General features: G+C 36.9%; 12 protein-coding genes and 1 other annotated feature (1 of these 13 running past the window's edge). All 12 genes read left to right on the forward strand.

What is annotated here, in order from left to right; genetic code table 11:
* Positions 1-194: a binding site (T-box leader), on the forward strand (it extends 37 nt beyond the left edge of the window).
* A 50-nt stretch (positions 195-244) separates the two neighbouring features.
* The 12 genes from trpE to cydC all read left to right on the forward strand — a co-directional run bounded on the left by trpE (position 245) and on the right by cydC (position 14,091).
* Positions 245-1,609, forward strand: coding sequence for an anthranilate synthase component I (gene trpE / locus ACVWNY_RS17690; RefSeq protein ID WP_454072085.1), 1,365 nt, complete (start codon positions 245-247; stop codon positions 1,607-1,609).
* Positions 1,606-2,157: an anthranilate synthase component II gene (locus ACVWNY_RS17695; RefSeq protein WP_218325905.1), complete on the forward strand. Its 552-nt coding sequence runs from the start codon at positions 1,606-1,608 to the stop codon at positions 2,155-2,157. The genes trpE and ACVWNY_RS17695 overlap by 4 nt, the downstream gene beginning before the upstream one ends.
* Positions 2,141-3,151: an anthranilate phosphoribosyltransferase gene (trpD, locus tag ACVWNY_RS17700; RefSeq protein ID WP_218325906.1), complete on the forward strand. Its 1,011-nt coding sequence runs from the start codon at positions 2,141-2,143 to the stop codon at positions 3,149-3,151. Before ACVWNY_RS17695 ends, trpD begins: the two co-directional genes overlap by 17 nt.
* The gene (trpC, locus tag ACVWNY_RS17705) at positions 3,151-3,909 is read left to right on the forward strand and encodes an indole-3-glycerol phosphate synthase TrpC (RefSeq protein ID WP_218325907.1); all 759 of its coding nucleotides are present in this window, start codon (positions 3,151-3,153) and stop codon (positions 3,907-3,909) included. The genes trpD and trpC overlap by 1 nt, the downstream gene beginning before the upstream one ends.
* Positions 3,906-4,499: a phosphoribosylanthranilate isomerase gene (locus ACVWNY_RS17710; RefSeq protein ID WP_218325908.1), complete on the forward strand. Its 594-nt coding sequence runs from the start codon at positions 3,906-3,908 to the stop codon at positions 4,497-4,499. The genes trpC and ACVWNY_RS17710 overlap by 4 nt, the downstream gene beginning before the upstream one ends.
* 1 nt (position 4,500) lies before the next feature.
* A complete protein-coding gene (gene trpB / locus ACVWNY_RS17715) occupies positions 4,501-5,694 on the forward strand; it encodes a tryptophan synthase subunit beta (protein WP_218325909.1) in 1,194 nt (397 codons plus the stop codon).
* A complete protein-coding gene (trpA, locus tag ACVWNY_RS17720) occupies positions 5,691-6,452 on the forward strand; it encodes a tryptophan synthase subunit alpha (protein ID WP_218325910.1) in 762 nt (253 codons plus the stop codon). The genes trpB and trpA overlap by 4 nt, the downstream gene beginning before the upstream one ends.
* Positions 6,453-6,533: 81 nt before the next feature.
* Positions 6,534-7,940, forward strand: coding sequence for a C69 family dipeptidase (locus ACVWNY_RS17725; protein WP_218326160.1), 1,407 nt, complete (start codon positions 6,534-6,536; stop codon positions 7,938-7,940).
* Positions 7,941-8,187: 247 nt separating this feature from the next.
* Positions 8,188-9,603: a cytochrome ubiquinol oxidase subunit I gene (locus tag ACVWNY_RS17730; protein ID WP_218325911.1), complete on the forward strand. Its 1,416-nt coding sequence runs from the start codon at positions 8,188-8,190 to the stop codon at positions 9,601-9,603.
* Positions 9,596-10,630 carry a cytochrome d ubiquinol oxidase subunit II gene (cydB, locus tag ACVWNY_RS17735; RefSeq protein ID WP_218325912.1) on the forward strand — a complete coding sequence of 345 codons (1,035 nt, stop codon included), beginning with the start codon at positions 9,596-9,598 and terminating at the stop codon, positions 10,628-10,630. The genes ACVWNY_RS17730 and cydB overlap by 8 nt, the downstream gene beginning before the upstream one ends.
* A gap of 1 nt (position 10,631) precedes the next feature.
* Positions 10,632-12,353 carry a thiol reductant ABC exporter subunit CydD gene (gene cydD, locus ACVWNY_RS17740; protein ID WP_218325913.1) on the forward strand — a complete coding sequence of 574 codons (1,722 nt, stop codon included), beginning with the start codon at positions 10,632-10,634 and terminating at the stop codon, positions 12,351-12,353.
* Positions 12,346-14,091 (forward strand): thiol reductant ABC exporter subunit CydC, encoded by a 1,746-nt coding sequence (gene cydC / locus ACVWNY_RS17745; RefSeq protein ID WP_218325914.1) that lies wholly within the window; start codon positions 12,346-12,348, stop codon positions 14,089-14,091. Before cydD ends, cydC begins: the two co-directional genes overlap by 8 nt.
* Positions 14,092-14,160: the final 69 nt, after the last annotated feature.

The raw sequence follows: 14,160 nt of genomic DNA on the forward strand, positions 1-14,160 counted from the left end.
AGATTTACAGCAAGCTTTAGTTGATGAGAAGAAAGCAATCTTTCCTTGATGAATGGACTTGGGTAAGCATCCTTGAATAAAAGTAGGGGATGACGGGCTCGCCCGTTATAGCGAAAGTTGTTGTTAGACAACTGTTTAAGCTGCTATTATTTAGCAGAATTATTGAGGTGGTACCGTGCGATTGCGCCCTCAAGTCAGAATACTGGCTTGAGGGCTTTTTTTATATTAAAAGGAGGAAAAACAGATGCGAAAAATAAAAGTAATTAATGGTGATTGTTTCACACCCATCAGTTTATATTATCGGTTGAAAAGTCAACAAAAGGCTTTACTGGAAAGTATTCCTCGAGAGCAGGAAGCCAGCCGCTATTCGGTGATTGCTTTTGATCCAGTTCATCATTTGAGTTATTTAGAAGGGCAATTCAAAATTGATGGACAAGCTTATCCTGTTTGTGATCCTTTGAAAGAATTAGAAAGATATGTATTGAAAAATGAAGTCTTGCATGAAAATTTACCTTTTCAAGGAGGAGCTATTGGCTACGTGGGTTATGATATTGCCGCTTGCTATGAAGATATCGGTCCAATTCCGATAGATCAACTAAAAATCCCTGATATGCAATTTTATCTATATGAAAACTTCTTAATCTATGATCATAAAGAACAGACGGTGACAATCGTAATTGGTAATACTTACTCTCAGGTTAGTGAAGAAAAACTAGATCAAAAATTATCACAAGTAGAAAAACAGTTGGCTATTTTAAATATACAAGAAAATCAATTGCCTCCAGCAGTGAAATTATCTTTTACTAGTAATTTTCCGCAAGCAGTTTATGAGGCAACCGTCAAAAAAGTGAAAGCCAAAATTAAAGCCGGCGATTTATTTCAAGTGGTTCCTTCACAACGTTTAGTCGCAGATTTTAAAATGGATGGCTTTGATTATTATCGCCATTTGAGAAATACCAACCCTTCTGCTTATTTGTATTATTTGCCCTTTCCAGATTGTCAGGTAATTGGCTCTTCACCAGAAAGTTTAGTCAGGGTCAAAGGTAAGGAAGTGACAACTAATCCGATAGCTGGGACCCGAAAACGGGGTCTAACAATTAAAGAGGATAATCAATTGGCAGAAGATTTGGCAACCGATGAGAAAGAATTAGCTGAGCATAAAATGTTGGTGGATTTAGGTAGAAATGATTTAGGAAAAATTGCTGAGATTGGTTCAGTAAGAGTCCCAATTTATTTAACTGTTGAACGTTATCGTTTTGTGATGCATCTTGTTTCAGTCGTTTCAGCTCAGTTAAAACCAGAATATCAGGCAATGGATGCATTAAAAGCAACTTTACCAGCAGGAACTGTCAGCGGCGCTCCAAAAATTCGTGCTATGACAAGAATTTATCAATGGGAGCCCGTAAAACGGTCGGTTTATGCAGGAGCGGTCGGCTATTTATCTCAAGACAATCAAGCTGATTTTGCGATTGCTATTCGTACCATGGTAGTGAAAGATCAGAAAGCCTATGTTCAAGCTGGGGCTGGAGTAGTTTATGATTCTGATCCAACCTCAGAATATTTTGAAACGTTGCAAAAAGCCAAAGCTTTATTGGAGGTAGGCAGATGATTTTATTAGTCGATAATTACGATTCCTTTACTTATAACTTGCTTCAATTATTTCCTAAGGAGATTGAGATTCAAGTCGTCCGTAACGATGCTCCTGAATTAATTGAAATAGCTGAAAAGGCCCAAGGAATTGTTCTCTCGCCTGGACCTGGGCGTCCCAATGAAGCTGGATTGATGGAAATTTTGATCAAAAAATTTTATCAACGAAAACCAATCTTAGGGATTTGTTTAGGTCATCAAGGCATTGCAGAAGTTTTTGGAGGGAGAATTGTTGCATCACCGCAAGTCGTTCATGGCAAACAAAGTTCTTTAAAAAATACCAAGCAAAAAGTAATGCGGTATCACTCGCTAATCGTTGAAAAGGTTAGTCTACCAAAAGAATTAATTGTGACTGAGGAAGCAGATGATTTAGTTATGGCCTTGCGTCATCGAGATTATCCTATTTACGGCTTACAATTTCATCCCGAATCAATCGGCACCGAGAATGGTCAACAATATTTACAAGAATTTTTACAGGAAGTGAGGAATTCCGATGCAAGCATTATTTGAAAAAGTTTATCAACAGAAAAATCTTAGCAATCAAGAAATGACACTGCTAGCTACAGCCATTTTTAAGCAACAATTAAATGATAATCAAATCAGCGCCCTATTGATTGCTTTAAAATTAAAAGGAGTGACCGCTGATGAATTGACAGGCTTAGCTCATGTGATGCAAAGTCGTGCCATCGCCGTTCATCAAGCACCGCAAGGAGTTATGGATAATTGTGGTACAGGTGGAGATCACTCCAATAGTTTTAATATTTCGACGACGGCTGCTTTTGTCTTAGCGGCTGGTGGGATTCCTATGGCCAAACACGGCAATCGTAGTGTTTCCAGTCGTTCTGGCTCTGCTGATGTATTAGAAAGTTTAGGTGTAGATCTATCTGCCTCAGCTGAAAAAATCGATTTTTTATTAAAAGAAGCCGGGATTGCTTTCTTATTCGCACCAGCAATGCATCCAGCGATGAAAAAAGTCATGCAAATTAGAAAAGATTTGGCGACACCGACTATTTTTAACTTAATTGGCCCAATTATTAATCCCTATCCTTTAGAGTATCAGCTATTAGGAACCTTTGCAGGAGATTCATTAGTAGAAACAGCAACAACTTTAGGTGCGTTAGGTAGAAAACAAGCAATTGTTCTACAGGGAGCCTCTGGAATGGATGAAGCGAATTTAGCTGGTGTTACTCGTTATGCTTTTTATCAAAATAATCAAGTGGTAGAAAAAGAATTATTTCCTGAAGCATTTGGTTTACAAGCAGCACCTTTGTCGGCAATTGTTGGCGGAGATGCTTTGAAAAATAAGGAAATCTTGCTATCTGTCTTACAAGGAGAAGCAAGTCCTTATCTTGATACTGTGATTTTAAATGCTGGGATAGGCTTTTTAGCTGGCGCGAAAGTTAACGATGTTGCTAGTGGTATCCAATTGGCGCAAGACATTATTAAGTCTGGGGCAGCATTTGATTGTTTACAGTATTTTATTACTTTACAGGAGGTAGCTTAATGGACTTTCTAGAAACAATCTTGACTGCAAAAAAAGCTGAAATTGAAAATTTGGCTCCTGTTCATCAGACGATTAATAAAAAAAGACCATCTTTTTATCAATACGTTAAAGGCCATCCTGAAAAAATTCAGATCATTGCTGAAATTAAGCGTGCTTCGCCATCAAAAGGAGCGATTAATTTGGCTGTTGATCCCTTAGAACAAGCAAAAAATTATGAGAATGCTGGCGTAGCTGCGATCTCTGTTTTGACGGATCCAGTTTTTTTTAAAGGAACCATTCAAGATTTAGCTGACGTCGCTGCTGTAGTTGATTTACCGCTTTTATGTAAAGATTTTATTATCAGTAAACAACAAATTGATCGCGCGAAAATAGCTGGTGCGAGTCTCATTTTGTTAATTGTCGCAGCGTTGGAACCAGCAAAACTAAAAGAGCTCCATGAGTATGCTGAAAGTTTGAATCTAGAAATTTTAGTAGAAACTCATAATGCTGAAGAATTAGCACTAGCTAAAAGCCTCCCTGCAAAAGTTATTGGCGTAAATAACCGCGATTTAAAAACATTTGAAGTGACATTAGAAACTAGTTTGAATTTAGCACAAACGGATGACGAAACGATTTATATTAGCGAATCAGGTTTTAAAACAACTGAAGATGTTGCACAAGTAAAAGAAAATTATCAAGCAGTCTTAGTTGGAGAAACATTAATGAAAGCTGGCAACATTCTTGAAAAAATTCAAGCATTGCAGGTGATTCGCCAATGACCAAAGTGAAAATTTGTGGATTAACTACTAAGGCCGCTGTGGATACCGCTGTAAAATACGGTGCAGATTATTTAGGCTTTGTTTTTGCAAGAAGCCATCGTCAGATTTTACCGGCAAAAGTTAAACGTCTAACTGACCAGCTACCTAAAAAGATAAAAAAAGTCGGTGTCTTTGTTTCTCCAAGTCTGCAAGAACTTGAAGCAGTGATTAAAATTGCTGATTTAGATTTAGTTCAAATTCATGGAACACCACTGCAGGAAAAAGCAAGTGTCCCGATGATTCAAGCATTACCAGGAAAAAGCAATCAGCATTACCAGGTAACCGCACCCTATCAATATTTGCTTTTAGATGCACCGCCAAAAAAATACATGGGTGGAAGTGGCGAAACATTTGATTGGCACGCAGTCAAAAAGGCTGATTTGCCAAAGGATAATTTATGGATTGCCGGAGGTTTAGACATTCAAAATGTCAGAGCTGCGATTGACTATTTTTCACCAGAAACAGTCGATGTCTCTAGTGGCGTCGAAACGCAACAAAAAAAAGATTTAGATAAAATCATGCATTTCATTCAAATTGTAAAGGGGAAATAATATGTATAAACAACCAAACACAGCCGGATTTTACGGTGAATACGGCGGACAATTCGTCCCAGAAACTTTAATGTACGCAGTCAAGGAACTTACCGAAACTTATGAAGCATCAAAAACTGATGAAGCTTTTCAAAAGGAATTTGACTATTATTTAAAACAATACGTTGGTAGAGAAAATCCGTTGTACTTTGCCGAACAGATGACCAAAGATTTAGGCGGTGCCAAAATTTATCTAAAACGGGAAGATTTAAATCATACCGGTGCCCACAAAATTAATAATGCATTAGGCCAAGTTTTATTAGCCAAAAAAATGGGGAAAAACAAAATTGTCGCAGAAACTGGAGCAGGTCAACATGGTGTAGCAACTGCTACCGCTGCCGCATTATTTGGCATGGAGTGCGTCGTTTTCATGGGAGAAATCGATGTGAAACGTCAAGCTTTAAATGTTTTTCGAATGGAATTATTAGGAACAAAGGTGGTCAGTGTGACTTCTGGCTCAAAAACGTTGAAGGATGCTGTGAATGAGGCATTACGCTACTGGGTAGAACACGTAGAAGACACGCACTATGTGATGGGTTCAGTTTTAGGTCCCCATCCATTTCCGGAAATTGTTCGAGACTATCAAAGCGTGATTGGAACTGAAGCCCGACGTCAAATATTAGACCAAGAAGATCGTTTGCCTGATATTGCGATTGCTTGTGTCGGTGGTGGTAGTAACTCAATGGGTTTATTCTATCCATTTGTAGAAGATTCCGAAGTGCAATTAATTGGCGTGGAAGCTTCTGGCCACGGAGTAGATACCACTGAACACGCAGCAACTATTACAAAAGGTGAGATTGGTATTTTGCACGGTGCAAAGATGCATTTGTTACAAGATGAAGATGGTCAAGTTTTGGAAGCTTATTCGATTTCTGCTGGCTTGGATTATCCTGGAGTTGGGCCAGAACACTCTTATTTATATAGTAGTAAACGAGCAACTTATGCCACAATTACTGACGATGAGGCTGTTGAAGCCTTTCATTACTTATCGCGCAAAGAAGGGATCATTCCAGCACTGGAAAGTTCTCATGCCTTAGCCCATGTTATGAAAATTGCACCAGAAATGACAGCGGATCAAATTATTCTTGTTTGTCTTTCTGGTCGGGGAGATAAAGATGTGGAACAAGTCAAAGCTTTAATGGAGGAAAATAAATGAAAAAATTGACGAATTATTTATTACAGAAAAAAGAAGTAGGAAAATTATTTGTTCCTTACATCATGGCGGGAGCCAATGGGTTAGACAACTTAACTAAGGAAATCGAGATGCTGGCGGAAAACGGGGCAACTGCAATTGAATTAGGTGTGCCTTTCTCAGATCCAGTTGCTGATGGACCGATCATCCAAGCAGCCGGATTAGACGCGCTAGCAAATAAAGTAACTTTAAAAAAAATTGTTCAGGTTTTACAAAATTTTCAATCACCAGTACCACTGATTTTAATGGGCTACTATAATTCTTTTTTCCATTATGGATTAGCGGAATTAATTACTGATTTAGCCAGCACAGATGTGGCCGGTTTTATCATTCCTGACTTACCTTATGAACATCAAAATTTAGTCTTACCATTACTGAATGACAGTGAAATCGCACTACTACAGCTAGTTACTTTAACCAGTCATGAAGACCGAATCAAAGAATTAGTTCAAAATGCTGAAGGATTTGTTTATGCGGTAACGATTAATGGCACAACAGGAACTGGAAAAAATTATCGTGATGATTTAGACCAACATTTGGAAAAAATTGTTGAATTGGCAGATATTCCAGTTCTAGCTGGTTTTGGTGTTTCTAATCCTGAACAAGTTGCACGATTTTCAGAAGTTTGTGACGGTGTGGTTGTCGGATCAAAAATCGTGCAAAGTTTAAAAAATGATGGATTAACAAAAACTGGTCAATTAGTTTATGCATTCACTCATTAAAAAATAAAAAAAACACGTTTTATCTTCTCATATTTTCAGAATTCAAGCGTATACTGAAAGTGTAAAAAAAGGAGCGTGTTCATATTGAAAAGAATCAAAGGTTCATGTACAACTGTATTGGTAGGTAAGAAAGCGTCAATTGATGGTTCTACAATGATTTCTAGAAATGATGACGGCCACGAAGCTTTAGATCCCCAACGATTTGTTGTTGTATCACCAGAAGAGCAACCCTGCCACTACAAAGCAGTGATTAGTGGTGTAGAAATTGATTTGCCAGATAATCCAATGTCTTACACATCAATCCCAAATGCCCTTTTAGATAATGGTATTTGGCCTGCAGCCGGAATTAATAGTGAAAATATTGCTATGTCTGCTACTGAAACGATTACGACGAATCCTAGAATTCAAGGCTTAGATCCTTATGTTGAAGGCGGTATTGGTGAAGAAGATTTAGTAACTTTAGTTTTACCTTATATCCATTCTGCTAAAGAAGGGGTCGAACGTCTTGGAAAATTATTGGAAGAATTTGGTACCTATGAACCAAACGGTATTGGTTTTTCTGATGAAAATGATGTTTGGTGGTTGGAAACAATTGGTGGTCATCATTGGGCGGCTGTCAGAATTCCAGATGATGCTTATGTAGTTGCGCCAAACCGGATGAATATTGATACATTTAATTTTGACTCACCAGATACTATGTGTTCAGCTGATTTGAAAGCTTTGATTGATGATAATCATTTGAATCCTGATTTTGAAGGCTACAATTTACGCCATATTTTTGGTTCTAGTTCAATCAAAGACACAGTTTACAACAATCCAAGAGCTTGGTATGGTCAACTTTATTTAACACCAGATATGGATCAAGATCCAATGGAACAAGATTTACCATTTATTTGTAAGGCAAACCGAAAAATCACGATTGAAGATGTCAAATTTATTCAAAGCTCACACTTTGAAAACACCATTTTTGATCCATATGGTGACGGCGATGAAAGTGATAAGACTTTGTTCCGTCCAATCGGAATTAATCGTAACCACAATGTGCATATTTTACAAATTAGAAATGGCGTTCCAAAAGAAATTGCCGGTGTTCATTGGTTAGCTTATGGTGCCAATACGTTTAATACTGTCGTACCATTCTACTCAAATGTGAAAGATACTCCAGCTAGCTACAAAAATGCTGACGGAACATTTGATTTAAATAATATGTACTGGTTAAGTTGCACGACCGCTTTATTAGGTGATACTGATTATGATTTTTATGTAGATATGCGTAACAGTTTCGAACTTGCAGCCATGAGCAGTTATCACTTTATTCAAAATGAAACTGATGCAGGTCTAAAAGAGGCAACTGATGTACAAGCTTACCTTGAAACTGCTAACGAAAAATTAGCTCAAGATTCATTGAAACGCCAAACAGAGTTGTTAGGAGAAATGGTTACTTCTGGATCAAATCGGATGAAACTACGCTACAATTTGAACGATTAAAATTTTAGAATCAGTCCATTAAAATTTGATGGGCTGATTTTTTGTTTTCTTATAAAGTGACAAAACGTAACTACATTAAGCTTTTTTGTAAATTTAGTTAATAATATAGTTATTTAATGTTATTTAAGCCTGGAATTTTTATTTTTCTTAACCGGATTGGTTGGCTTTTCAGTTAATAAAGATTACAATTAAGATGTGAAATTACGCGTAACGTGTTGTTATTCACGCAATAAAGGAGGAGAAAAAAATGGATATAGTTACCTTGGCGCGGTTTCAGTTTGCAATGACAACTGTCTTTCACTTTTTCTTTGTACCGTTTTCTATCGGAACTGCTTTTGCAGTAGCCATTATGGAAACCAAATATGTACGGACAAAAAATGTGAAATACCGCCAAATGGCTAAATTCTGGGGAAATATTTTCCTATTAAGTTTTGCAGTAGGGGTCGTAACAGGTATTATTCAAGAGTTTCAGTTCGGTATGAACTGGTCAGATTATTCCCGTTTTGTGGGAGATATTTTTGGAGCCCCACTTGCTGTTGAAGCTTTATTGGCATTCTTTTTAGAATCAACTTTCCTAGGATTATGGATGTTTACTTGGGACAAAGTTAGCCCAAAACTCCATGTAGTCTTTATTTGGCTTGTGACTATCGCTTCAATTTTGTCAGCATTCTGGATTTTAACTGCCAATAGCTTCATGCAACATCCAGTTGGCTACACTTTAAACAATGGTCGTGCAGAAATGACTGACTTTGGTGCTTTACTTGCCAATCCACAAGTTTGGTATGAATTCACCCACGTAGTATTTGGTGCCATTACCTTAGGTGGAATGGTTGTAGCTGGTATTTCTGGGTTCCAACTATTGAAGAAAAAATTCAAAGGCAACGAAATTTTCAAGAAATCGATGCGTATCGGTTTAGTGATCACATTAGTCGGCTCAATTTTGACTTTGGGTGCTGGTGATGCACAAATGAAAGCTTTATTAGATGATCAACCAATGAAGTTTTCAGCAATGGAAGGAAATTACGAGGATACAAGTGATCCTGCAGGCTGGACTTTAGTCGGCTGGGCCAATGAAGCCGAACATAAACAAGTTTTCGGTATTGAAATTCCTTATGTTTTAAGTATTTTAGCTTACAACAAACCTTCTGGCTCAATCGAAGGAATGAACAATATTAACAAAGCTTTGGAACATCAATATGGGGACGATAAAAATTATTATCCACCAGTGAACACGTTGTTCTATAGTTTCCGAGTGATGGCTGCTTTTGCTATGTTAATGTTGTTAGTATCAATTGTGGGTCTATTCTTTACACGTAAGAAAAAACCAATCTTATATGAAAAGCGCTGGATGCTTTGGATAGTAGGATTATCAACCTTTGTGCCATTCTTGGCCAATACAGCGGGCTGGTTAATTGCTGAATTAGGGCGTTATCCTTGGACCGTTTATGGTTTATTTACAATTGAAGATAGTGTGTCACCAAATGTTAGTGTGACTTCGCTATTAATTTCAAATACGATTTACTTCTTATTGTTTGCTAGTTTAGCAGTGACGATGATCTATCTTGTTCGTCGTGAAATGAAAAAAGGGCCTGAAGTAGAAGAAATCGAAAATGATGATTCTTCAAATGATCCTTTTGATAAGGAGGCGTTTATCCATGAGTAGTTTACAATTATTATGGTTCGTTTTAATTGGCGTATTATTTGCGGGTTTCTTCTTTTTAGAAGGTTTTGACTTTGGGGTAGGGATGTCTGTTCAAACATTAACTCACAACGAAGCTGAAAAAGATCAAATTGTAGAAACCATTGGACCTGTTTGGGACGGTAACGAGGTTTGGTTAATTACTGCCGGTGGCGCGATGTTTGCTTCTTATCCTTACTGGTATGCTTCATTATTTAGTGGATATTATCTGATTTTATTTATTATCTTAATTGGCTTAATCATTCGCGGAGTTTCTTTTGAATTTAGACATCGGATGCCATTAGAAAAGAAAAATTTATGGAACTGGACTTTAAGTATTGGTAGTTTCTTAGTGCCATTCTTCTTTGGTGTTTTATTCATCAGTATGATTCAAGGTATGCCATTAGATGCAAATGGCGACATGGTTGCTCATTTCACTGATTATATCAATATCTTTTCAATTGTCGGTGGCGTAGCCGTTACTTTACTTTCTTACTTACATGGCTTAAATTATATTGCCTTAAAAACAGATGGACCAATTAGAGAACGAGCAAAAAATTACGCGAAATTCTTATACTGGGTTCTTTATGTAGGTGAAGTTGCTTTTGCTGTTTTACTATTTTTCTTCACAGACTTTTTTGAATTACATTTAACAACAACGTTAATTTTCTTAGTCTTAATCGTAGCCTTAACAGTATTTGCTAATATTTCTGTCATTAAAGACAAAGAGTTGCCAGCTTTCTTAGCTAGTGGTTTAACTTTTGTCGCTCTAGTGGCCCTTTTATTTACCGGATTATTCCCACGGGTAATGATCAGTTCTATTACACCAGCAAATGATTTATTGATTGTGAATGCTTCATCTTCACCTTACACTCTAAAAATTATGAGCATTGTTGCGGTAACGATTTTGCCATTTGTATTAGCTTATACAGCATGGAGTTATTACATTTTTAGAAAACGAATTAAACATACCGACCACATCAATCATCAAACCGAATCATTGGAGGCTTAAAATGATCGACAAGAAATTGTTAGGTCTTCCAGGTATGAAAAAAATCCTTGGCATGCTTGCGGGGTCTAGTATCCTGCAAGCTATCTTTATTGTTGGACAAGCTTTTGGCTTATCAAGGACAATAACGAATTTATGGCAAGGAGAAAAATTATCCCATCAGCTTTCGTGGATGGGAGTTTTTTTTATCAGTTATTTTGGAAGACATCTTATGACTTATCTACGAGAGAAAAAATTGGAAGACTATGCTTATCAACAAGCAAGCGTTTTACGCTCTAATTTATTAGCGAAAATTTTCCGGTTAGGCCCCACAGTAGTTCAGGCAAAAGGGACTGGTAGTACAGTTACAACTACTTTAGATGGGATAAATCAAGTAGAAGAATATCTTCATTTGATTTTACCGAAAATTTTAAATATGAGTATTATTCCTTGGATTATTTTGCTGGCAGTCTTTTTCTTAGACTGGGAATCAGGGATTGTTTTATTAATTGTTTTTCCATTGATTATTATTTTTATGATTATTTTAGGCTATGCTGCTCAAGGAAAAGCCGACAAACAATATAAAACTTTTCAAATCCTCTCTAATCATTTTATTGATTCCTTAAGAGGCATTGATACCTTGAAATTTTTTGGCATCAGTAAAGCTTATAGCCGTAGTATTTTCCAAACTTCTGAACGGTTTCGTAAAGCAACTATGAGCACCTTAAAAGTGGCTATTCTATCGACTTTTGCATTAGATTTTTTTACAACTTTATCTGTAGCTGTAGTAGCTGTTTTACTTGGATTACGTTTAATAAACGAAACGATTTTTCTATTTCCAGCTCTAACTACTTTGATTTTAGCACCGGAATATTTCTTACCAATCCGTGATTTTGCCAGTGACTATCATGCAACTTTAGATGGAAAGAATGCCATGGATGATGTGCAACAAATCCTTGATATTCCAGAAATTACTGTCCCACAAGTAGATTTATCTGCATGGCGCGAAGATTCAGAACTTACTGTATCTCAGTTGAATTTTCAATATAATCAACAAGCTACATTAACTGAATTGTCTTTTTCGGTTAAAGGCTATAAGAAGATTGGAATCATCGGACGCAGCGGTTCTGGTAAATCGACTTTGATTAATCTATTAAGTGGTTTTTTGACACCACAGTCGAGTAATATAGCTATTAATCAGCAAATCATAACAAGCTTCGCTCAAAAAAATTGGCAAGATCAAATTAGTTATATCCCCCAGATACCTTACATATTTCAAAAAAGTGTCCGCGAAAATGTCGCTTTTTATTATCCTGAAGCAAATGACGAAGAAATTTGGACAGCTTTAAAGGTGACTGGTTTAGCTGGTGTAATTGCTGAAATGCCTGAAGGAATCGATACTGTGTTAGGAGAAGGGGCAAGAACTTTAAGTGGGGGACAAGCACAACGAATTGCTTTAGCTCGTAGTTTTCTGGATAAAAGCCGAAGAATTATGCTGTTTGATGAACCAACAGCCCATTTAGATATTGAAACAGAAGTTGACTTGAAAAAAGAAATGCTGCCGCTAATGATGGATCATCTAGTATTTTTTGCAACGCATCGACTACATTGGATGCAAGAGATGGACTACATCTTAGTCATGGATCAAGGAAAAATTGTGGAACAAGGTACTTTATCTGAATTAGAAGCTAAAAATGGTGCTTATGTTGCCTTACGTCAAGCCATGAGAGGGGACGACTATGAATAAAATTGGCTTATTCCAAGCGTTAAAAAACGATCAATGGGTCAAACCTTTCTTTAAGCAATATAAAAAATCGTTATTGTTAGCTATTTTGTTAGGCTTTATTACGTTTTTCTGTGCCGGTGCATTGATGTTTAACTCAGGCTACTTGATTAGTCGAGCAGCTTCATTGCCAGAAAATATTTTAATGATCTATATTCCGATCGTATTAACTAGAGCATTTGGGATCGGCCGACCAGTTTTTCGTTATGTAGAAAGGTTGGTCAGCCATAATTGGGTGTTGAAAATGACTTCAAACTTACGAGTTAAGTTGTATGACACTCTGGAAAAGGATGCTGTCTTTTTTAAACAACAGTATAAAACCGGCGATATCTTAGGATTATTATCTGAGGATATCAATCATATTCAAAATTTATATTTGAGAACCATTTTCCCAACAATTATTGCTTGGTTATTATATGCCTTTATCATCATTGGTTTAGGGTTCTTTTCACTGTTCTTTGCTTTAGCAATGTTATTAATGCTAGCGGTAGTTGTCTTCTTATTACCGTTAATTTCTGTGTTGGTCAATGGCAAACGACAAGAACAGCAAAAACAAATGAAAAATAGCTTATATAATGATTTAACTGATAATATTTTAGGGGTATCAGATTGGATCTTTGCCCAACGTAATGATGAATACGTTGCAAGTCACGAGACCTCAGAGAAGGCCTTAAGAGAAGTTAATCAAGCGCTACAAGATCATCAGCGCAAGCGTAACTTTTTATTGCAAATGTTTTTTGCTGTCATCACTATTGTATTATTGGTGTGGACTAGCCGCCATTTCCCTGGACACTTTGGCGGGGCAGCTAACTGGATTGCTGCTTTTGTTTTATCTGTTTTCCCTTTAATTGATGCCTTTGCACCGCTACCAGCAGCAGCGCAAGAAACCAATATTTATCAGGATTCAATTGTAAACTTAAATGCTTTACCACAATCAGAAACAACACCAGATTATACGGCTGAACTAAATGGCCCATTTCAATTGGACATTAACCATGTTTCCTTTAAATATCCTGATGGTCATCAACAGGTTTTAGCTGATATCAATTTCCAGTTACAACCAAAGGAAAAAATAGCCATTTTAGGACGAAGTGGTTCTGGAAAAAGCACTTTGGCCAGTTTAATTAGAGGTGATCTAACTCCTGAAAATGGTGAAATCACATTAAATCAGGTTCAAACTTCTCAATTAGGTGATCAAATTAGCCGCTATATCGGAGTTATTCATCAAAACCCATACTTGTTTCATACTACAATTATTAACAATATCCGAATCGGTCGCGAATCAGCAACAGAAGCAGAGGTTTGGCAAGTCATTGAGAAGGTTGGCTTATTGGAGCTAGTAAAAAATCTACCAGATGGTTTAGATACTTTAGTTGATGAAGCTGGCCTACGTTTTTCTGGTGGCGAACGACAACGTTTCGCATTAGCCCGAATATTATTACACGAAGTTCCGATTATTTTGTTAGATGAGCCAACAGTGGGGCTGGATCCCATTACTGAACAATCTCTACTAAACACTTTTTTCGAAGTATTGTCTGACAAAACAATCATTTGGATTACTCATCACTTGCAAGGTATTGATCTAATGGATCAAGTCATTTTTATAGAAGATGGGAAATTAACCATGCAAGGTAGTCCCGAAAATTTAGCGCAAAACAATCAGCACTATCAAGAGTTACAAAGAATAGATCGCGGCTTATAAAATAAATTAGACCCTCCGGTTAGATCTTATTTAGATGAGATTTAACCGGATTTTTTTATCAAGTCAGAA

The organism is Enterococcus sp. JNUCC 77, assembly GCF_054819945.1.

What these genes read in the sequence shown, in the direction of transcription:
- trpB (WP_218325909.1), top strand. Translation starts at nt 4,501, where the DNA reads ATGTATAAACAACCAAACACAGCCGGATTTTACGGTGAATACGGCGGA.
- cydC (WP_218325914.1), top strand. Translation starts at nt 12,346, where the DNA reads ATGAATAAAATTGGCTTATTCCAAGCGTTAAAAAACGATCAATGGGTC.
- ACVWNY_RS17730 (WP_218325911.1), top strand. Translation starts at nt 8,188, where the DNA reads ATGGATATAGTTACCTTGGCGCGGTTTCAGTTTGCAATGACAACTGTC.
- trpE (WP_454072085.1), top strand. Translation starts at nt 245, where the DNA reads ATGCGAAAAATAAAAGTAATTAATGGTGATTGTTTCACACCCATCAGT.
- ACVWNY_RS17710 (WP_218325908.1), top strand. Translation starts at nt 3,906, where the DNA reads ATGACCAAAGTGAAAATTTGTGGATTAACTACTAAGGCCGCTGTGGAT.
- cydB (WP_218325912.1), top strand. Translation starts at nt 9,596, where the DNA reads ATGAGTAGTTTACAATTATTATGGTTCGTTTTAATTGGCGTATTATTT.
- ACVWNY_RS17695 (WP_218325905.1), top strand. Translation starts at nt 1,606, where the DNA reads ATGATTTTATTAGTCGATAATTACGATTCCTTTACTTATAACTTGCTT.
- trpC (WP_218325907.1), top strand. Translation starts at nt 3,151, where the DNA reads ATGGACTTTCTAGAAACAATCTTGACTGCAAAAAAAGCTGAAATTGAA.
- trpA (WP_218325910.1), top strand. Translation starts at nt 5,691, where the DNA reads ATGAAAAAATTGACGAATTATTTATTACAGAAAAAAGAAGTAGGAAAA.
- cydD (WP_218325913.1), top strand. Translation starts at nt 10,632, where the DNA reads ATGATCGACAAGAAATTGTTAGGTCTTCCAGGTATGAAAAAAATCCTT.
- trpD (WP_218325906.1), top strand. Translation starts at nt 2,141, where the DNA reads ATGCAAGCATTATTTGAAAAAGTTTATCAACAGAAAAATCTTAGCAAT.